The 20,309-nt window shown below is 52.5% G+C and carries 18 protein-coding genes; 11 read left to right on the forward strand and 7 right to left on the reverse strand.

Going from position 1 to position 20,309, the window contains the following annotated elements; translation table 11 throughout:
* Nucleotides 1–3 precede the first annotated feature (3 nt).
* The 4 genes from D6024_RS05515 to D6024_RS05530 all read left to right on the forward strand — a co-directional run bounded on the left by D6024_RS05515 (nucleotide 4) and on the right by D6024_RS05530 (nucleotide 6,973).
* A complete protein-coding gene (locus tag D6024_RS05515; RefSeq protein WP_121353602.1) occupies nucleotides 4–618 on the forward strand; it encodes a TetR/AcrR family transcriptional regulator in 615 nt (204 codons plus the stop codon).
* Nucleotides 615–2,003 (forward strand): TolC family protein, encoded by a 1,389-nt coding sequence (locus D6024_RS05520; protein ID WP_121353603.1) that lies wholly within the window; start codon nucleotides 615–617, stop codon nucleotides 2,001–2,003. The genes D6024_RS05515 and D6024_RS05520 overlap by 4 nt, the downstream gene beginning before the upstream one ends.
* A gap of 69 nt (nucleotides 2,004–2,072) precedes the next feature.
* The gene (locus tag D6024_RS05525) at nucleotides 2,073–3,236 is read left to right on the forward strand and encodes an efflux RND transporter periplasmic adaptor subunit (protein WP_121353604.1); all 1,164 of its coding nucleotides are present in this window, start codon (nucleotides 2,073–2,075) and stop codon (nucleotides 3,234–3,236) included.
* A 125-nt stretch (nucleotides 3,237–3,361) separates the two neighbouring features.
* Nucleotides 3,362–6,973, forward strand: a complete 3,612-nt coding sequence (locus D6024_RS05530) for an efflux RND transporter permease subunit (RefSeq protein WP_121353605.1) — start codon at nucleotides 3,362–3,364, stop codon at nucleotides 6,971–6,973.
* A gap of 51 nt (nucleotides 6,974–7,024) precedes the next feature.
* Here D6024_RS05530 and D6024_RS05535 read toward each other — a convergent pair whose 3' ends face one another.
* Nucleotides 7,025–8,860, reverse strand: coding sequence for a glycoside hydrolase family 2 protein (locus tag D6024_RS05535; RefSeq protein ID WP_121353606.1), 1,836 nt, complete (start codon nucleotides 8,858–8,860; stop codon nucleotides 7,025–7,027).
* Nucleotides 8,861–8,952: 92 nt separating this feature from the next.
* Between D6024_RS05535 and D6024_RS05540 the strand changes: the two genes are divergently transcribed.
* Both D6024_RS05540 and D6024_RS05545 read left to right on the forward strand, forming a co-directional pair.
* Complete coding sequence (locus tag D6024_RS05540) at nucleotides 8,953–9,354, forward strand: hypothetical protein (RefSeq protein WP_162944568.1); 402 nt, start codon at nucleotides 8,953–8,955, stop codon at nucleotides 9,352–9,354.
* Nucleotides 9,355–9,469: 115 nt separating this feature from the next.
* Nucleotides 9,470–11,341, forward strand: coding sequence for a M1 family metallopeptidase (locus tag D6024_RS05545; protein WP_121353608.1), 1,872 nt, complete (start codon nucleotides 9,470–9,472; stop codon nucleotides 11,339–11,341).
* A gap of 83 nt (nucleotides 11,342–11,424) precedes the next feature.
* Here the strand turns inward: D6024_RS05545 and D6024_RS05550 are convergent, their stop codons facing one another.
* Nucleotides 11,425–12,627 carry an AI-2E family transporter gene (locus tag D6024_RS05550; protein ID WP_121353609.1) on the reverse strand — a complete coding sequence of 401 codons (1,203 nt, stop codon included), beginning with the start codon at nucleotides 12,625–12,627 and terminating at the stop codon, nucleotides 11,425–11,427.
* Between the two features lie 202 nt (nucleotides 12,628–12,829).
* Between D6024_RS05550 and D6024_RS05555 the strand changes: the two genes are divergently transcribed.
* The 4 genes from D6024_RS05555 to D6024_RS05570 all read left to right on the forward strand — a co-directional run bounded on the left by D6024_RS05555 (nucleotide 12,830) and on the right by D6024_RS05570 (nucleotide 15,436).
* Nucleotides 12,830–13,228 (forward strand): Hsp20/alpha crystallin family protein, encoded by a 399-nt coding sequence (locus tag D6024_RS05555; RefSeq protein ID WP_121353610.1) that lies wholly within the window; start codon nucleotides 12,830–12,832, stop codon nucleotides 13,226–13,228.
* Between the two features lie 137 nt (nucleotides 13,229–13,365).
* Nucleotides 13,366–14,037 (forward strand): DUF4197 domain-containing protein, encoded by a 672-nt coding sequence (locus tag D6024_RS05560; RefSeq protein WP_121353611.1) that lies wholly within the window; start codon nucleotides 13,366–13,368, stop codon nucleotides 14,035–14,037.
* 220 nt (nucleotides 14,038–14,257) lie between these two features.
* Nucleotides 14,258–14,746: an ankyrin repeat domain-containing protein gene (locus tag D6024_RS05565; protein WP_121354127.1), complete on the forward strand. Its 489-nt coding sequence runs from the start codon at nucleotides 14,258–14,260 to the stop codon at nucleotides 14,744–14,746.
* A gap of 177 nt (nucleotides 14,747–14,923) precedes the next feature.
* The gene (locus D6024_RS05570; protein WP_121353612.1) at nucleotides 14,924–15,436 is read left to right on the forward strand and encodes a YMGG-like glycine zipper-containing protein; all 513 of its coding nucleotides are present in this window, start codon (nucleotides 14,924–14,926) and stop codon (nucleotides 15,434–15,436) included.
* Nucleotides 15,437–15,600: 164 nt separating this feature from the next.
* Here the strand turns inward: D6024_RS05570 and D6024_RS05575 are convergent, their stop codons facing one another.
* The 4 genes from D6024_RS05575 to D6024_RS05590 all read right to left on the reverse strand — a co-directional run bounded on the left by D6024_RS05575 (nucleotide 15,601) and on the right by D6024_RS05590 (nucleotide 19,325).
* Nucleotides 15,601–16,362 carry a hypothetical protein gene (locus D6024_RS05575; protein ID WP_121353613.1) on the reverse strand — a complete coding sequence of 254 codons (762 nt, stop codon included), beginning with the start codon at nucleotides 16,360–16,362 and terminating at the stop codon, nucleotides 15,601–15,603.
* Entirely contained in the window at nucleotides 16,359–17,090 is a 732-nt protein-coding gene (locus tag D6024_RS05580) for an EcsC family protein (protein ID WP_121353614.1), read from the reverse strand. The genes D6024_RS05575 and D6024_RS05580 overlap by 4 nt, the downstream gene beginning before the upstream one ends.
* Nucleotides 17,065–18,072: an ion channel gene (locus D6024_RS05585; protein ID WP_121353615.1), complete on the reverse strand. Its 1,008-nt coding sequence runs from the start codon at nucleotides 18,070–18,072 to the stop codon at nucleotides 17,065–17,067. The genes D6024_RS05580 and D6024_RS05585 overlap by 26 nt, the downstream gene beginning before the upstream one ends.
* Nucleotides 18,073–18,518: 446 nt before the next feature.
* The gene (locus D6024_RS05590; RefSeq protein WP_121353616.1) at nucleotides 18,519–19,325 is read right to left on the reverse strand and encodes a TIGR00266 family protein; all 807 of its coding nucleotides are present in this window, start codon (nucleotides 19,323–19,325) and stop codon (nucleotides 18,519–18,521) included.
* A gap of 159 nt (nucleotides 19,326–19,484) precedes the next feature.
* On the opposite strand from D6024_RS05590, the gene D6024_RS05595 reads away from it, so the two are divergent.
* On the forward strand, nucleotides 19,485–19,736 hold the full coding sequence (locus D6024_RS05595) for a hypothetical protein (RefSeq protein ID WP_121353617.1): 252 nt from the start codon (nucleotides 19,485–19,487) through the stop codon (nucleotides 19,734–19,736).
* 89 nt (nucleotides 19,737–19,825) lie between these two features.
* Here D6024_RS05595 and D6024_RS05600 read toward each other — a convergent pair whose 3' ends face one another.
* Nucleotides 19,826–20,281, reverse strand: a complete 456-nt coding sequence (locus D6024_RS05600) for a DUF1801 domain-containing protein (protein WP_121353618.1) — start codon at nucleotides 20,279–20,281, stop codon at nucleotides 19,826–19,828.
* Nucleotides 20,282–20,309: the final 28 nt, after the last annotated feature.

Raw genomic sequence — 20,309 nt, forward strand, 5'->3', positions numbered from 1 at the left:
ATTATGGAGACAAAAGAACGCATCCTGGTAAAGTCGCACGAGCAGTTCAACCGCTTTGGTATCCGTTCGGTGTCGATGGATGATATTGCCGCTGCCCTTGGTATGTCGAAGAAGACCCTGTACCAGCATTTTGCCGACAAGGAAGAACTGGTGAGCGCCTGCTTTCTGCAGGTGATGGACCACAACCGGCACCAGTGCCTGCTGGACCAGAAACGGGCAGAAAATCCGATCCACGAAATTTTCCTTTCCTATGATATGATGCAGGAGGTTTTTACCAACATGAACCCTGTGGTTTTGTACGAGATGGAAAAATACCACCCGGCGGCGTTTAAGAAATTCCACGAGTTCAAGTACGGTTTTCTATACAAGATGATCGTCAGCAACCTGGAGCGGGGAATGGAAGAAGAGCTCTACCGACCCGATATCGACGTGGACGTCATAGCCCGCTTTCGCATCGAAAGCGTCATGCTACCGTTCAATGTTGATGTTTTTCCCGATAACCGCACCCAATTGATCCACATCGAACAACAACTCTTTGAACACTTTTTATACGGCTTGGCCACTCCCAAAGGGCAAAAGCTGATTCAGAAATACAAAACGCAACGCACGAAAAAATGAAACAACTGAGATGGATGCCGTTCCTGTTTGTGCTTTTTGCCGGCACGGCACAGGCCCAGCAGCGGCACGAATTTTCTGCCAAACAAGCTGTCGAGTATGCACAGAAAAACAGTGCACAGATCAAGAATGCGCTGCTGGATGTGCAAATCCAGGAGCAAACCAACAAAGAAATCACGGCCTCGGCCTTTCCGCAGATCAACGGAAATGCGGGAGTTAACTATTTCCCCAATGTTGCCGTGCAAACACTGCCCAACTTTATTTCACCTGCCGTCTACGGCGTGCTGATCGACGAAGGCGTGAAGAACGGCAGCGGTGCCGACATCAAAATGCCCAATGACATTGGTTATATCCAGGCACAGTTCGGGACCAAGTTCTCCAACTCTGTGGGGGTTAACCTGCAGCAATTGCTTTTCGACGGGCAGGTGTTCATCGGCCTGCAGGCCCGAAATGCCTCCATGCAATGGGCCCGCAAAGCAGCCGAAGTAACCGAAGAGAGCATCAGGGCCAATGTGTACAAGATTTACTACCAACTGGCCGCCAGCAAAAGCCAGATCAGCATTCTCGATGCCAACATTGCACGGGTACAAAAGTTTTCGAGCGACACGAAAAAGCTGTTCGAGAACGGCTTTGCCGAAAAGCTGGACATCAGCAAGCTGGAAGTGCAGCTCTCCAACCTGCAGACGGAACGGGAAAAGGCACTCAACAGCATCAACAACGGTTACATCGGGCTGAAGCTGTTGATCGGTATGCCGATCCAGGATTCGCTGATCCTGACCGACAACATTACCTACGAGGATATCCGCAACGGTGTGCTGGATGCATCGCAATACAATTACAGCGATCGCAAGGAATACCAGTACGCGGAACTGGGCAAACAGTTGGGCGAGTTCAACATCCGGCGCTACGAGTTGAGCAAGCTGCCTACGGTTTCGCTTTCGTCCAACTACAACTATATCCGGCAGGCCAATAAGTTTGGTTTTGGCGGACGCTGGAATCCCAGTTCGCTCATCGGTCTGAACATCAATGTGCCCATCTTCAGCGGCTTTGCCAAAGATGCCCGTATCGACAAGGCCAAGCTGCAGTTGCAGCAAACGGTGAACAACATGGAAGCGCTGAAGCTTTCCATCGACAAGGAAGTGCAGCAGGCCGCCAACAATTACCGCAATGCCCTGGCCACGCTCGACAACCAAAAGCGCAACATGGAACTGGCCCAGCAGGTGTACGACCAAACCCGCCTGAAGTTCCAGAACGGCGTTGGTTCTAACACGGAAATTTCCACTGCGCAAAGCGACCTGCTCGTGGCCCAGAACAATTATATCCTGGCAACCTACGATGCCATCAATGCCAAAATCGATTATTTAAAAGCCACCGGGAAACTGCAATAGAAAAGCTGCGAGCTTTTGTTTCTCGCTAGCAGCTTTAAAAAACATCAACCACTATCTAAACAGACATACATGAAAAAGTATTTGATTGGAGCCGTTTTGATTTCTTCACTGGTCGCCGCTTCCTGTGGTTCCAGCAAAAAAGACAAAGCCGGCGATTTGAACGACAAGAAAGCAAGACTGACTGAACTGAAGACCGAACAGGAAAAGATCACTACTGAGATCGTAACACTGGAAAAAGAGATATCCAAACTGGACACCACGGTTGCGGCCAAGCCAAAGCTGGTGGCTGTCATGCCGGTTGCTCCGGATAATTTTCAACACTACATCGACCTGCAGGGCAAGCTGGATGCGCAGAACATTTCATACGTGGCGCCTCCCAACGGGCAGGGCGGCATTGTAAAAGCTCTGTACGTCACACAGGGACAGACGGTGCGCAAAGGACAGGTGCTGGCCCGCCTCGACGACCAGATGATCCGCCAGCAGATCGAACCGTTGCGTGTGCAACTGGCGACGGCCGAAGACACCTACCGCCGCACCAAGAACCTGTTCGACCAGGGAATTGGTACCTATCAAACTGTGTTGAATGCGCAAACGCAGGTGAACACCCTTCGCCAGCAGATCGGGGTGATCCAGAAGCAGGCTTCCATGATGACGGTGACAGCGCCGGCCTCCGGTGTGGCTGATATCGTCAGCGTTCGTGTAGGTGAGATGTTCGTGGGTGCAACGGCTGCCGGTCCGCAAATCCGCATCGTCAACACCAGCGATCTGAAAGTGGTCGCACAGGTGCCGGAAAATTACCTGAACAAAGTGAAGGTTGGTTCTGATGTGCTGGTATTTCTGCCTGACCTGAACCGCACACTGAACGCAAAAGTGACGGTGGCCGGCCGCACCATCGATCCGACCAACCGTGCGTTCTACATCGAGGCCCGTATTCCTTCCACACCCGAACTGCGGCCCAACCAGATTGCCGTGGTAAAAATCCAGGATTACGCTGCCGGCAACGCTGTTACCATCCCGGTGAATGTGCTGCAGAACGATGAAAAAGGAAAGTATGTGATGGTGGCTGTGAAAGAAGGAAACAAGATGGTTGCCCGCAAACGCACCATCACCGTGGGTGAACTGTACGGCGACAAACTGGAAGTGAAGAGCGGACTGCAATCCGGTGATGTGCTCATCACCGAGGGCTTCCAGGGACTGTACGAAGGACAGGCTATAACAACCGCTGCTGCCTGATGTAAACAGCAGACAGTAAGCAGTCGGCGATAGGCAGTAAAAGGCAATCTCCTTCATGACTGCATACTGCGTACTGCCGACTGCGGACTCAGAAAATGAATCAACAACTGCATTAAACTGACTATATGCTTCAACAAGTCATAAAAAAAATTACCCGGCGGGAAGAGCCCAAACACAAATCGTTCGGGCCAACCAACTGGAGCATCCGCAACAAGACGTCCATCTACCTGCTGATGCTGTTTGTTACCCTGATTGGTGTGTACCAGTTTGTGACGCTGCCGAAAGAACAGTTCCCGGATATTGTGATCCCTACTGTTTACGTGCAAACCATTTACGTGGGCAACTCTCCCCGCGACATTGAAAACCTGGTGACACGCCCCATCGAAAAACAGATCAAGGGCATCACCGGTGCCAAGATCAACAAGGTGACCAGCAATTCCGTGCAGGATTACTCGGCTATCGTAGTGGAGTTCAATACGGATGTAAAAACCGACGTGGCGGTGCAAAAAGTAAAGGATGCCGTGGACAAGGCCAAGCAGGACCTTCCCACCGACCTGACACAACTGCCCACCGTGATGGAAGTGAACCTTTCGGACCAGCCCATCATGTATGTGAACCTGAGTGGCGACTACGATGGCGTGCAACTGAAAAAATACGCCGACAACTTAAAAGACCGGCTGGAAGAACTGCCGCAGCTTAACCGCGTCGACATCGTCGGTGCACCTGAACGCGAATTCCAGATCAACGTGGACAACTACCGCATGCAGGCGGCCGGTGTGACCTATGACGACATTGAACGGGCCGTGAAATACGAGAATATGGATATTTCGGGTGGCCAGCTGGAAGTAGGCAACAGCCGCCGCAACCTGCAACTGAAAGGCCAGTTGAAAACGGCCTTCGATATTCAGAACATCGTGGTGCGCAATACCAGCGGTGCGCCGATCTACCTGCGCGACATCGCCGACGTGCGGGATACCACCAAGGAAAAAGAAAGCTATGCACGCCTGGACGGAAAGAACGTCGTCACACTCAACATCATCAAACGGGCCGGCGAAAACCTAATCGAAACATCGGCGGATGTGCAGAAGACCATTGCGGAACTGCGCAGCAACGGAACCCTTCCGCCCCAGCTGAAATCGGTGATCACCGGTGACCAGAGCATCAAGACGCGAATTTCTTTTAACGACCTGGTGAACTCGATCGTCATCGGCTTTATCCTCGTGCTGCTGATCCTGATGTTCTTCATGGGTGTCACCAATGCCTTCTTCGTGGCCCTGTCTGTACCCCTCAGTATGTTCGTGGCCTTTATGTTTCTCCCGGCTGCCGACATTGTGGTGGGCGGGCATGTGACCCTCAACTTTATTGTACTGTTTGCCCTCTTGTTCGGATTGGGAATTATCGTGGATGATGCCATCGTGGTGATCGAAAACACGCACCGCATCTTCGTGGAGGGCCGCGGAAAATTATCGCCGTCCAAATCGGCTATGATGGCGGCAGGAGAGGTGTTCATCCCGGTACTGGCGGGTACCTTAACCACGCTGGCACCGTTCTTCCCGCTCCTGTTCTGGCCTGGCATCATTGGTAAGTTCATGGTGTACCTGCCGGCGATGCTGATCTTTACCCTGACCGCTTCGCTGATCGTGGCCTTCATCATGAACCCCGTGTTTGCGGTTGATTTCATGAACCATCCCGAAGGCGAGCCGGAAAAGAAAAATGCCATCTTCCGCAAGCCTGCGTTTTGGGTGGCTGTTGCAGCCGGCTTACTGCTCGATGTGATGGGCTATCCTTTCCTGGGTAATCTGTTGCTCTGCATCCTGCTGCTGATCGTGCTGAACCGTTTTGTGCTGAACGATGTGATCCACTCGTTCCAGAACCGTGTGCTGCCGGCCATCATGCGCCGTTACGAATCGGCCCTGCGCTGGGCCCTGAATGGCTGGCGTCCGGTGCAGCTGCTGCTGGGGACATTTGCCTTGCTGGTGTTCACGTTTTTCTTTTTTGGTGCCTCGGTAAAGGCAGGCCGGGTGCCGATCGTATTTTTCCCCCAGGGCGATCCGAACTTTGTGTATGTGTATCTGAAACTGCCGGTGGGCACCGATGTAAAATATACCGACAGTGTCACCAGGACTTTGGAAGCAAGAGTGAACAAGGTACTGGGAACGGAAAACGGGAAAACAAACCCACTGGTGGAAAGCGTGATCTCCAACGTGGCCGTTGGCGCCTCCGACCCGACAAGCGGCGACCGGAGTACAAGGCCGGAACTGGGCCGCATACAGATCTCGTTCGTGGAGTTTGAAAAGCGCCACGGAAAATCTACCCAGCCTTATCTCGACTCGATCCGCAACGCCGTCAAGGGCATTCCCGGCGCGGAACTTTCGGTCGACCAGGAAAAAGGTGGTCCTCCCACCGATCCTCCTGTCAACATCGAAGTGGCCAGCGAAGATTTTGATGCGCTGACAAAAACGGCCGTTTCGCTCAAGAACTATCTTGACTCGATCCACGTGCCGGGTGTTGAAGAACTGAAGATGGATGTTGATTTGCAAAACCCCGAGATCACCTTGTCCGTAGACAGGGAGAGAGCCCTGATTGAAGGCGTGTCTTCGGCACAGATTGGCATGGCGATTCGCACGGCGTTGTTTGGCCGGGAAATTTCGAAGATCAAGGAAGGTGAAGACGAATACAAGATCCAGTTGCGCAACAACGAGATCCAGCGGAAGAACCTTGCCGACCTGCTGAATATGACTATTTCTTTCCGCGACATGGCCAGCGGCGGCCGGGTGAAGAACGTGCCCATTTCCAACCTGGTGAAAGTGGATTATACCAGCACCATGGGCAGCGTGAAGCGCAAGAACCAAAAGCGCCTCATCTCGCTTCGCTCCAATGTGCTCAGCGGCTACACACCCACCGCGGTGAATGCCGTACTGGCGCAGCACATTGCCAACTTTAAAAAGAAGCCGGACACGGTGACTATCGGTCAAACCGGTGAAGGTGCACAGCAGGCCGAAACCGGTGCCTTCCTGGGCAAGGCACTGATGATTGCCCTGATGCTCATCCTGTTCATCCTGGTGCTGCAGTTCAACAGCATCAGCAAGCCGGTGATCATCCTAACGGAAATTGTCTTTAGCGTGATCGGGGTGTTGCTGGGTTTTGCCATCTTTGGCATGACGGTGTCGGTGGTGATGACGGGCATCGGTATCGTGGGCCTGGCGGGTATCGTCGTGAAAAACGGTATCCTCGTGATCGAGTTTGCCGATGAATTGCGTTCGCGGGGCATGAAGACAAGAGAAGCCGTGATCCAGGCCGGTAAAACGCGGATCATCCCGGTGCTGCTGACCGCCCTCGCCGCCATCCTGGGCCTGATCCCGCTGGCGGTTGGTTTCAACATCAACTTCGTGACCCTGTTCTCGGATCTGAACCCGCACATTTTCTTTGGTGGCGACAACGTGGTGTTCTGGAAGCCGCTGTCCTGGACCATCATCTTTGGCCTGGCCTTCGCCTTCTTTATGACGCTGCTGATCGTGCCGAGCATGTACCTGATTGCGGAGCGGCTGAAGCGGCCCATGCGTCGCCAGTTTGGTGGTAACTGGGTGTCTATCCTGGGTATTCCGCCGCTGACGCTGGTCTTTATCCCGATGATGCTCTTCACCATGGTGAAGCAACGCAGGGCTGTGCGCCGCAGAAGAAGAACAATTGCCAACGAAGACACTGTCAACAAAGCATTTTTGGGTAGTTGGTTTTAAGATAGGTTGATAACAACAGATAGGTAGCGGCTCCGAAAGGGGCCGCTTTTGTTACCCCTTTAGGGGGCTTGACCTCAGCAATCCTTCCGGCACGCTCAACTCTCCGGTTTGCGGATCAATTAAACCATTGCGTTCGTCTTCAATATTCGTGGCCTGCGTGTATACGTCGCCGGCGATGGGACGGCTGCGCATTTCTTCTTTGAAGGTTCTGATCAGTGTTGTTCTTTCATCGGCACTTTGCGGTCCGCCATAATCGGAGAAGCCAAAGCCACCCCACTCGCTGACGATCAGGGGTACCTGTTTGCGGTAAAAGAACGGGTCGCCCACGACGAGTGGAAACGCAGCCACACCTTCGAGTTGGCCCGCGACCAGGTCATCCAGCAGGCTTTTCCACCGCGTGGTATCGGGTGTATAAATATGCACTGTGAGCAAATCAGATTTCAAGCGACCGGTATACGACACGTGGTGCCAGCCGTCATTATCCACCACCAAAAACTGCGGATGGGCAATCTGCATAAAATGGTACATATCCATGATGTACTGCCTTGTTTCGGGGTTGGTGGCAATGTCCTGCGCACCCCAGTCTTCGTTGTACAGGCTCCAGATGACGATGGAGGGATGCGTTTCAATGAGGGCCAGCATGCGCAACAGTTCTTCGCGGTGCAACTTGCGGCTTCGCTGTGTGGAGCTGTGCGGGCTGGGCACCTCTACCCAAAGCACCAAACCGAGGGTATCGGCCAGGTTGTAGATCCGCGGGTCCACACCGGCAATGTGGATGCGCACCAGGTTGCAGCCCAGCTTTTTCATGGCGTACATGTGCCGGCTAATTTCCTCGAAGGATGCCGTGCCGGGTTGGTACAATATGCCGTCGAGATAAAGGGCTTCGTTGTTGAGGTAAACGCAGCAGCCCCTTGCCTCAATTTTACGGAGGCCAAAATGCGTTTCAATACTGGCGGTGTAACCCTTTTCATCTACCAGTTCGGCTTTCAGGGCATAGAGGTGCGGCCGGTCCGGCGACCAGTGCACCGCATTGGGCACTTCGATAACCACCCGCTGCTGTTTCTCACCTGCATCAAGCTTGAGCGGAAATTCGTCGGTGGCCACCGGCGCTACATCGGCTTCTTTCCGGTCATAAATATGCAGCCGTAAAATATAGTTGCCAGGATCGTGAATCCGGGTGGTGAGATTGAACCGCACCAGGTTGTCTTCCACGATGCTCACTACGCCAACCCGGGAACGAAGGCGGTTGCGCTCCACGGTTTCGAGCCACACGCTGCGGACGGCACCCGTATAGGTTTGATACCAGATGCCTCCGCGTTTGTAGACATGCGACTCCTGCTTGCCGCGGGGAATATCGGCATCCATCGTGTCTTCGATGCGTACCGTCAGGCGGTTGACCGGTTTTAGCATCTCCGGTTGCAGTTCGTACGAAAACGAGGTGTATTCGCCCACGTGCACGTCTTCGCCTTCGATGGTCTGCAGGAGTTTACCATTGAGCCACACCCTGGTCTCGTAGCCGCAGGCGCCGAATGTCAATTGGATCAACTGGTGCGGACCTCCGTTCCCGTTGCCCAGTTCGGGTGCCGGGAACTCCCGTTCGTACCACGCGATCACCCGGTCCTGCCAGCGGTTTTGCAAACCGCCGTGCGTCATGTGTTCCTCGATCGATCCGGGCCAGTGCGCCATGTCTGTATAGTCGTGCCCCAGGTGCCAGCCTTCCTGCAAGCCCCGGTCGTCGTTGTCCAGGGCAAATTTCCAGTCGCCATCCAGCAGGATAAATGAGTTGGAGCGCAGTACGGCTCGCGGCAGGGGATTCACAAACTGTTCATCTACCTGTCCTTCTTCGGTGCTCTTCGTTAGTCCATAGTTCGGATGTATTGATTCCATGCGATTTCGTTGATGGCAGAAGCGCTGCGAATTTTGGGCCAGCCCGGAGAGAATTAGATATTGTGATATTGGATATTGGGATATTTGCGGGCATGATCAAAACGCAGGAATTCAGGTTGGGAAACTACCTGATGCATAAAACAGGGGTTCGCATTCTCACCGTCCGCTGCACGCTGGAGCATTTTGCCCTGGTGGCCAAAGGCGGTGAGAAAGATTTCTTTCCCGTGGTGCTGTCGGCCGCCATTTTGGAAAAATGCGGCTTTGCGGAGAACAGGAAATATGCGCTGTTGCCCGAAAGCCGCGAGTTCGTCCGTGTTGTGCCGGTGATGGGCAGTGGTGAAATCGAACTTCGTGCTTATGTCAAAAACAATAAAGAATGTTTTGGCCGTGTGATGATGAGCGGTGTGCCGGTGAGCAATAATTTTTTTCACCTGCACCAATTGCAAAATGTCTATGCCGCGCTGACCGGGCAGGAACTGGAACTGCAGTTGTAAAAATGGCCGTTCCCGAAAATTTAGCATAAGCCTGTCATAAATCCCGGGCACCGGTTGTCAAAGTAGCACCTGCTGAAAAAGAGAAACCTTTACCTTCCCAGACGAAACATTGTCTATGAAACAAATACTCTCGTTCGTTACTGTGTTGATGGTCTTCTCTGCTTCGGCACAATCGTTACCCAAACCACCGGAAATCCAAAAGGCATTCACCCTCGGTACCCGTTCCGAAGACGGCCGGCCCGGCAAAAATTACTGGCAGAACCGGGCCCGCTACACGATCACGGTGACCGCCACACCGCCCGACCGCACCATTCGCGGCCACGAAGACATTACCTATATCAACAACAGTCCCGATGCATTGAAGGAACTGGTGTTGAAGCTGTTTTTGAACATCCACAAACAGGGAGCGCCCCGCATGGGACCTGCCGGTAAGGACTATCTTACCAACGGAACGATCATCGACAGTGTGAGCGTGAACGGGAAGGCGGTTGCCTGGACCAACAGCCCCAATACTTTTACCGTGGCTACGCTTCCGCTGCCCGAGCCGCTGGCCGCACACGACAGCCTGCAATTGTCGTTTGCCTGGCACTACGAGATATCGCTGCAAAGCAACCGCGAAGGCATGATCGACAGCACCTCGTACTACCTTGCGTATATCTATCCCCGCATCGCCGTGTACGACGATTACAATGGCTGGGACACCACACCGTTCAACGATGCGCTCGAGTTTTACAGCGACTTCAATGACTACACGCTGAATGTGCAGGTGCCCAAAAACTACCTGGTGTGGGCTACCGGCACACTGACCAATGCACCCGCTGTTTTGCAACCAGCTTTCCTCCAAAAATTCCAGCAGTCGTTCACCACCAACGATGTGATCCGCGTGGTGACTCCGCAGGACCTTGCCGCGAAGAACGTGACAACGCAAAACGATCTCAATACCTGGCAGTTCACGTCGAAAAATATTCCTGATGTGGCCCTGGGCCTGAGTGATCATTATGTGTGGGATGCGGGCAGTGTTGTCGTGGACAAAACCACCGGTCGCCGTGCCACGGTTAATGCGGCCTACAACGATACGGCCTCCGATTATCACTACATGGTAAGCTTTGGAAAGCAGTCACTTGACTTTCTGTCGAACAACTGGCCGGGTGTACCATATCCGTACGAAAAAACGTCGGTGTTCCAGGGCGTGGCGGACATGGAATATCCCATGATGGTGAACGACAACAGTTTTGCCGATACGACGTTTGCCAAATTTGTGGTCATGCACGAGATTGCCCACACCTACATGCCGTTTTACATGGGCATCAACGAAACGCAATACGGCTTTATGGACGAAGGCTGGGCCACCACCTTCGAATATCTTTTCAATACCGACAAGATGGGGAAAGCCAGTGCCAGCGATTTCTACAAACAGTTTCGTGTGCAGGGCTGGCTCAGGGCAATCGCCCAAGGTGCAGAGCAACCCATTCTGACTCCCGGTACGGAGCTGCAGGGTTTTACGCTGGGCGACAATGAATACGGCAAGCCTTCGCTTGGCTACCTGGCTGCAAAGGAGTTGCTGGGCGATGCGCTGTTCAAAAAAGCGCTCCAGGAATACATGGCCCGCTGGAACGGCAAGCATCCTATTCCCTGGGATTTCTTCAACAGCATCAACAATGCGGCGGGCCGAAACCTGAACTGGTTTTGGAACCGCTGGTTCTTTACCAATAATCACATTGACCTCGCCGTAAAACAGGTGAGAACCGCCGGCGGCCTTACGACGGTTGTTGTGCAAAACAACGGCGGCATGCCGGCGCCATTCGATGTGGTGGTGACCTACGCGAATGGCAAAACAGCCAGTTTTCACCAAACACCTGCCGTGTGGCAAAATGCAGAAAAAGAAGCCACTATCAAGGTGAAGACCACCGGTCCTGTACGCAGCGTAAAGCTGGAAGGCGGCATTTTCATGGATGCCAATCCGAAGGATAACGAGTGGAAGAAATAGCCAACAGGCAATCAGCAATGAAAACAGGCAAGGAAAGACCGTTTTTCCTTTCCTGTTTTCATTTACGCCAGCCTGCAGATTGCCTATTGCTCCTTGCTGATTGCCTGTTCATCGTTGTTCTCTGCCTGCTGTACTTCTGCCTCTTCCGCCAGCTTTTCTTCAATTTCTTTTTTCTTCTGCATACGCCGGAAAATGCGGTCCCACCGCTTTTGCCAGACAAGGCCGATGTGTTCGGACGGGACCTCGGTACCGAGCAGGCTTCCCCAGGGTTTGAGTTCGTCGATCCGGTCGAAGACAATTTTCAACACGCCAATAAGCGGGATGGAAAGAAACATGCCCGACACGCCCCACAAGGCCCCGCCCAGCAACACACCCACAATCGAGAGCAGGGCATTGACCTGCACCTTGCTCGATACGACCCGCGGCATCAGGATATTGTTGTCGAAAAACTGGATGACAAGATAGGCGCCGATCACGGCCAACTGCCCCGAGAATCCATTTTGTGTTATGGTCACCATCAGCACCGGCAGCGCAATGGCAATGAGCCCGCCGATGTAAGGAATCAGGTTGAGGATACCGCCGATCACGCCAATGACAATGGCCGACGGAACACCGATCAGCAGCAGGGCAACGGCGTTCAGCACACAGACGATCACGGTTTCAATCATCAGTCCCTGCATGTAGCTCTGCACGGCGCCTTTTGTTTCGCTCAAAATTTCCGCTACCCGCAGCGAGTGTTTTTCCGAAAAGATCTGGAACAGGAAGTCGAGAATCAGGGGTTTGTAATACAGCATCAGGAAAACGTAGGTCGGGATCAGCAGCACCACGCTGGTAAAAGCCAGCACCGGCCCCACGGTGTTTTTCAGCATGTCGCCGCCACCGTTGTTCAAACTCGATGTCAGCGCCGTTACCTGCTTTTGAATGCTGAAGCCCAATTCGTTTTTTGTCCAGTGCTGCAACTGCATCAGCAGCAGGGTTAGTTTTTGCTTGATCAGGGGCAGTCTTTCCAGGAACACGGAGATCTGCGTGGATAAAAAATAAAACAGCCCGGCAATGACCAGGCAGGCGATCAAAAGGGTGAGCAGGATTGCCGGCACCTTGGGCATGATGGTTTCGAACCTGGCGTAGAGTGGGTTGAGCAGAATGGCGATCAGGGCGGCGAACGCCAGCGGGATCAGAATATCGCCGAGTACAAATAAAATATACACCGCCGCGATCAATCCAATCAAAATGGCCGGGAGCTTTATGTAAAAGGGGTATTCGTTTTCTTTTTCGGTTTCTGTCATTGTGGAAGAGATTGAAGAAACCTGTACAAAAGCAGTACCACCCCAACGGCGCTTTCTGCCACACCGGCTTTTCGCTGCGCCATTTGTCAGGCCTATTGACGAACGCAGAACTGTTTCCTGTCAAAAGCGGCGCATTTCCCGGCTGGGCTGGTCTTTGTGGGTTGCTGGGTGTTAATCGATTGTTCATTTTTAAAACAACAACATGTACTACAATCAGTCATGTGCCGCAAAAGGCAAAGAGTACGGAAGCCGGCAAAGGCCGATGCTTATCCGAAGCATGCAGCGTGCTGCTGTGAACATTTACAAAACCGAGAGCAGCTACGAAATGCTTGTTTTTGCGCCCGGTCGCATCAGGGAGCATTTCAGCATTGACGTGGAAGGGCAGGAGCTCAGGATCTCCTACACACCGCCGGAAGGCTTTCCCCGGCCCGAATGGGTGTTGCGGGAGTACAGCCGCGGTGGTTTTGTGAGAGTTTTTACACTTGACGAAACCATCGATTCCGCCGGCATCACCGCCAAATACGAAGATGGTGTGCTGCACGTCAGTCTGCCCCTTTTACCCGGTAAAACGATCACGAAGAAGCAGGTCGTTATCGGCTAAGAACACACGTGGTTGACAAGACAACAGGCGGCGGCGAAGGTGGCCGCCTGTTTTTTTAACATAGCCACAGAAGTTGGTGGCCTTATTTTTTGTACCGTGAGGGTGAAAACCTTTTTTTACACGCAACAAAGAACGCTATGAAAAAACTTTTTTTACCCCTCCTCTTCGCTTTTCTGCTGCCGGTTTCGTTTTCGTGCAGCACACTGAAAAGTTATATGCTGAATGAGCAGGATGCAGCCGCTGCCCTGAAGCAAATGCTTTCGCTGGGCGCCAAAAGCAGCCTGCAGGGCGCTTTCAGCCGGGAATCCGTAATGGCCACACTTTTTCCTGAGCCCTTGCGTAAAACCCTGAACACCCTGCAGCAGATTGGCCTGACCAGCGAGATCGACCGGTTTACCAACACGCTGGGCATAGCGGCAGAAAAAACCGCCACCCGTTCCGTTCCCATCTTCCTGCAGGGCATTAACAACATGAGCATATCGGATGCCATCCGCATCGTGAAAAACGGCGGCACGTCGGCCACCGATTACCTGCGAAGCAATGTTGGTCCCGATTTGCGCAAAGAGATCACACCCGTGATGCAGGAGGCGCTCAACGAATACAAACTCGTGGAGCAATGGAACAACATCATCAAGCCTGCGCAGGCACTCGTGGGCAACAAACTGAACCTGGACCTGCCTACCCTGATGGCCGGCCTGGTGAGCGAAAAAATGTTCCAGAAACTGGAAGAAAAAGAACGCGACATCCGCACCAATGCATCGGCAAGAACAACCTCGCTGTTGCAAAAAGTGTTTTCGCGAAACTGGTAAGGGCAGCTATTGGATAGCGGGTATTGGATATTGCGATATTTTTCATTTATCCTAACCCGGTAAGCCGGGAACAAAACCGTTTACTGCTGATAAACGAAACAACGGCCTTCTAGCAGGAGGCCGTTTCTTTTGTACGAAACAGTCCTTTATCTTCCGTTTTGAAGGGGTGAAAAATTTTACCGGTCACCGCTATCTTTACATCCCTGAAAAAAAGCCTGTCATGCCAGATTCCGAATTTTTTGATGCCTGCCGCCGTGGCGATCTGCCGGTTGTGCAACAATTGCTTGCTGCAAATCCGGGGGTTGTCAATGCCGTCGATGCAAAAGGCTTTACACCGCTGATCCTGGCTGCGTATAACGAGCAGCCGGCCATCGTGGACCTCCTGCTGGCCAACGGCGCCGATGTCGACGCACGGGACGCGGCCGGCAACACGGCCCTGATGGGTGTTTGTTTTAAGGGCTATAAAGACATCGCCAAAAAACTCATGGATGCCGGTGCCGATGTCAATGTCTTCAACAGCAACGGGGCACCCGCTCTCACGTTTGCTGCCACGTTTGGCCACCTGCAAATCGCGGAGTGGTTGCTGCAACACGGTGCCGATCTTTCGCTGCGTGACAGCCGCGGAAAAACGCCTTTCGATCATGCCGTGATCCAGGAAAACGAGGCCATGATCGAGTTGTTTCAGAGGTATATTTCTCCATCAGCCTGAGCTGTTTGTGTATTCTTTTCCCATCTTTTTCCCCCTCTACGGCCGGGCCGGTTTAACCATGCACCAGTTTGCATTAGTTTAACAGCGTTTCGGTACCCATCTACCAGTATGGCACACTTTTGTCTTTAGGTAGAGTGCACAATGAATTTTTGATTTTCAATGAAAAAAATTTGACTTATGAAAAAGGTACTTTTTGCTTTAACAACGGTGGCAGTGATGGCGTCTTGTAGCCAGAATAACCCCCGCACAGCGGCGGAAACGCAGATGCTAAAGCCGGCTGATACCGCAGGCCTGTCACAATTCCAGGCCTGGAAAGCACAAAACGAATTGGCTGTTGCGAACCAAATGGCACAGGCTAACCAACTGGCCGCACAGCAACCGACAAAAGAAATTGTACGCGAACGGGTGGTCTACGTGAACTCACCGCGATCCACCACATCCAGAAGCCGTTCCCGGAGTTCTTCCGGCAGCAGTGGCGTGTATAATTCCACGTCCTCCAACACGGCCCGTAAAAAAGGCTGGAGTAAGGCCGCGAAAGGTGCTGTCATCGGTGGTGCCGGTGGTGCAGTACTGGGTGCCGTGATCAATAAGCGCAACCGTGCAGCCGGTGCTGTAATTGGTGGCGTATTGGGTGGTGCCGTTGGATACGGTATCGGTCGTGGCCAGGATAAAAAGGACGGACGTTACTAGCATCGATGGGCAATCAGCAATTGGCCGGGAAGAAAATTGGATAAGACAATTGACGGTAAAGAAAAATGAATTGAGGCTGTGCCCAGGTCGTCATCCCTCTCCATAAATCGAAAAGCGAAGCATTATGCTTCGCTTTTTTAGTTGGCATTGCCGATTGCATAGGATTACTTGCCAATGCGCCGGCCCAGCAGCAATTTAAAAATCCGCTGGTTGGAATTGTCGGTGAGGCCAAAAAGAAAACCGGCGTTGATCTCCCAGTCCGGGTGCAGGTAAAGGTCCACCGCAGGGCCCAGGAGGTGCTCCTGCATGCCGTAGGGAAGAAGGCGCCTGAAAGAACCCAGGGCGCCGTAATATTCAATGCCAAGGCCGTATTTTTTTCCCAGCGTGTACACGGATTTGACCTGCGGTGTAAGCCCTGCACCTTTTTCACTTCCAGTTAAAGCAAATTCGATGTTGGGGTTGAACGAGAGATAAAAATTGCCCCAGGTTTTGTCAACGATGGGCCGCAGTTCGCCGCCCCAAAGGAAAGCGCTGTCCTTGTGCGGACGGGAAAAACCAATCTCACAGGAAAGGCTGGCCCCGACCGGCCAGTTCCACTCTTGCGGTGCCGTGACCCTTGGCCGGATCCGGTTTCCCAGGTACTGAAAGTCGCCCTGCGGCGAAATACCGCTGAATGTATAGAAGCCCAGTTCGAAATTTTTTCTCACGCCGTGCGTAATTTCCAGCGTTTCGTTTTGCCACCTGGCCGAAGCAGGGTCGGCAAGCATCCGTGTTCCCCGGAAAGTGTAGTTGGAATGCAGTTCGAAAATGGTCCATTTTGGCTGAATGGTGGGGGAGGCGTAAACCTGGATTTCGTCGTCGGCCTGTGCAAATAACGCAGGGCGGAAAAGAATGAAGGATAAGACGAAGGCAAGAAGTTTTCTCATTGCCTCAAATGTAAGGACGAAAACAGGCGCATCCGGTAGGCATTTTTGGCTGTGCTTCCCAGTTGGTTTACCAGTTTGTAATTGGCCACAATGCCCACCACGGCACCGATACCGGGTACCAGTTGGGCCATCTTTGCCAGGTCGATATAGTCGCGGTATTCCTGCTGGAAAGCCCGCCAGTTGAACTGGTGGATGTCGTCGGGCAGAACTTGTTTTTGCTGCTCCCAGTTGTTCATCTTCAGGTACACGTTCCGGCGGTGATCCTGGCCGCTGAAGGCCAGTTCAAAAACATGCAGCAGGTACACCCGTTCCTTGTAATCTTTTATATCAAAGCCGTAGAGGGCCGCAATGTCAAACAGCATTTTCAACTTAATGCCCAGCAGGAGAGGAAAATCGGCAAGGCCCATCAAAAAGCCACCGGCGCCGGTAAGGCCGCCTTCTGCCGCAGCGGTATGCCGGTAAGTTTTAATCAGCCGGTCCACGGCTTCTTCGGTTTTCCGCAGGGTGACGACAGGAGCCGGTTTGCGGGTGGTATATTGGGCGCCAAACAGCACGCCTCGGATCATTTGCTTGATGGCAACGGTGATGGCGTGGTGTACTTTTTCGGGAATGTAGCTGTTGATTTTTGTTTGCACCTGCCGCGACAGCCTGTTCAGCAGCGAGGGCCGTCGCTGCATCTTTTTTTGCCAGCGGGAAAGTTCGTCAAAGGCTGTTTGTTCGTATTGCATCACTATCCTTTTGCAAATTTGGAACCGGCAAGGCTACGCTTTCGTAGCGGCTCAATTTGTCCAGTTCAAGGATGGTGGTTTCGGCATCTTCCGACTGGTGGTACATCTGGCTGAATTTGGCGCCCCATACCACTTCGTTGAAGGTATAGGAGGTGCGCTGCAGCACCTGGTTGGAAAAAACCGGGTCAAAGCCGGTCACCTGAATCATGAGTTCAAAGTCGGCCCTGGCCAGGTCTTCCGGAGTAAGGTTGTAGAGCGGGCTGGTTTCGTTGATGGGATGCACCACCGTCCAATTCATGTTGAACATGTCGACACGGGATCGCTCCAGCGGCAACTGGTAAAATTCGTAATCGGACCGGTCGTTGTCTGTGATTAACAGCGACAGGTTGACCGCCACTTTTGCATCGGTGAGCTGGTGAATGTTCTTGAACGGCACCATGCGAAACATCAGGCCCGTGCTGTCTTTGTAAGGACTGATCAGTGCTTTTTCGCTAAAGGCAATGTAAGCCCTCGGACGGGTAAAACGGCCGTACAGCAAGCCCGTAACGAGGGCAAAGAACAGCCAGCCGGCCATGGTTTCGACAGAAGCGATTGTATCGGCGCCGTCGCCGGCGGGATGAAGGCGGCCATAGCCGACCGTGGTAAAGGTTTGCGTACTAAAGAAAAAGGTTTCCTTGATCCGGCCCCACTGGGTTTTGGCCAGGAAGCCCTGCAACTGCTCGATGCCTGCCAGCAGGTACAGGGCGGAGAAGAAAATGTTTGCCAGGAAATAAAAGACCACGATGACCAGGAGGAACTGCAGCCAGGAGAGTTCAAGGATATACGAGTAAAGGCTGATGCGCTTCCAGAAAGGCCAGCCGGTTTTACGCAGGTTGAACGACCCATCGCGGTTGATGTAACGGCCGCCGATGCTGCCGGCCTGCGTGCCGAAACCCGTGTCGGGGTTGGCTTTGATGCGGCGGTTGATCTTGCTCGATGCCATGGTGTTGTCAGTGGGGAATGGTCAATGGTGAATAGTGAATTCGATCAGTCCTGAAAGGATTTCGAAGGTTTGAATCATGGTCTCTCCCAGGGTTTTAGATTTAGGCTTTCCAGCTAAAGCAATACTTTGGCAATGTTCAAGGCCGCATCGATTTCAATCACAGCTCCTCCCGCCACCTCGTCACAACATTTCCGTTCCTGTTCAGATTTTCTGGAAGCGTCTACAGCAATGTTTCCCTGTACAGCGAAGGCAGTTCTTCAGATTTTTGAACTCATTCCGGATTTCTCTTCTACAGGAAGTAGCCTGCTTCGTCGATCGCATTCAAAAACAAATTTTTTTGAGAGCTGTAAACATCCGCCTCCGGTGATTAAGCGTTCAAAACATTGTGGTTGGTATTCGTGAATAGGAGAAGTCGAAACAACAGGCTAGATTGCCCATTCACCACCTTACCATCCGTCGCCGTCGATCATGTTGCCCAGGCCGCCAAGGATGCTGCCTTCTTCTTTGCGTGGCCCAACGCCGTACTGCAAAATACGGGCAGCCAGGCGGCTAACCGGTAAAGACTGGATCCACACGTGCCCCGGGCCGCGCAGGGTGGCAAAGAACAATCCTTCGCCGCCGAAGATGGTATTTTTGATGCCGCCGATAAACTGGATGTCATAATCCACTCCCGCCTCAAAGGCCACGATACAGCCGGTATCGACTTTCAGCAGTTCACCCGGCTGCAGGTTTTTTTCCAGCACAAAACCGCCCGCATGGCAAAACGCAAAGCCGTCGCCTTCCAGTTTTTGCATGATGAATCCTTCGCCGCCAAACAGGCCCGTGCCCAGCCTTCTTTGAAATTCGATGCCGATGCTCACGCCTTTTGCAGCGCATAAAAACGCATCTTTCTGGCAGATGACTCTTCCGCCAAAGCGGCTGAGATCGAGCGTTACAACCTTGCCGGCGTACGGAGCGGCGAAATACACTTTCTTTTTACCACTGCCCATGTTGGTAAACGCCGTCATGAAAAGGCTTTCGCCGGTGAGAATGCGTTTGCCTGCCGACATCAGCTTGCCCAGGAAACCACCGGACTGCTGGCGGCTGCCATCGCCGAAAATGGTTTCCATCTGGATGCCATCATCCATCATCATAAAGGCACCGCTTTCGGCAATGGCGGTTTCCTGCGGGTCCAGTTCGATCTCTACGCACTGCATTTCTTCGCCAAAAATGCGGTAGTCAATTTCGTGGGAGGTTCTATTGAAGGTTTCCATTTGTAAATCTTTGCCCTAAGGTAACAAAGAAGTCAAAAGTCAAAAATCAAAATTCAAAGGGTGGCTGCACGTTCGGGGTTGCATATTTTCCTTTGGAATTTTGCCTTTGCTGCAGTCTCTGGCAATATATCTGCAATGCAGTTGAAGTAAAGACCCTTTATGAGTTTAGGCGATGCATTGCTGAAGAAGATCAATCAAAAGTTTGAGCCCTCTGCGAAGGTATTGCTGCGCTACCGGAGCCAGGACCTCGTGTTGGTAACCGATAAAGAAGGAAATGCCGTCCAGCTTTTTATGGGCAGGGCCAATGACGAAGGTGTGATTAAAGGCGACCGGTATGCACGAACAATCAAGTACGATCGCGATGGCCGTCTCCTGAAAGATTACTGGGAGCGAAAAGGAAAAGCCTCCTAAAGGGAAACGTGGAGAGGGGCGCGGGTGCAGCAGCAAAACGGGTTGGAGAAAATAAGCGCATGTACAAAAGAAAGCACTGCTTCCCTTTGCTATTTTTTAAGTTTGCTTTCGTAGCAGGCGATCCATTCATCCGGCGATACTTTTTTCATTAGCTCGCCAATTAGGTCATAAGGGATATCGTCTGCCTTTTTAAAACGGATGCAGCTTTTACCCATATCCAGCTTCTTTTTACTATGCTTCGAATACTCTTCCTGAAACCAGTGCAGCAATGATGGCATCATATAAAGCCCCATGTGGTACAACGCAATAAAATTTTTCTGCGATGCAAGGCTTACAAATGGTAAAGGCTGTTTGGGGTCACAGTGATAACCGGCCGGGTAACGGCTGTGTGGGACTACATATCCCAGCATGCCATATCCCATTCCTTCTTCGAAACCCTTGGGTAAATTTTTCAGAATAGTTTGACGCAATTTTCGCATGGCCTCTTCGCGTTCAGGGGGCAATGCATCCAAATATTCTTGCGGAGAATCAGCTGTAGACGTCATATGCAGATGTGTATAAAAATACAAATGT

The sequence above is a fragment of the Flavisolibacter nicotianae genome (assembly GCF_003628535.1).
GTDB lineage: Bacteria > Bacteroidota > Bacteroidia > Chitinophagales > Chitinophagaceae > Flavisolibacter > Flavisolibacter nicotianae.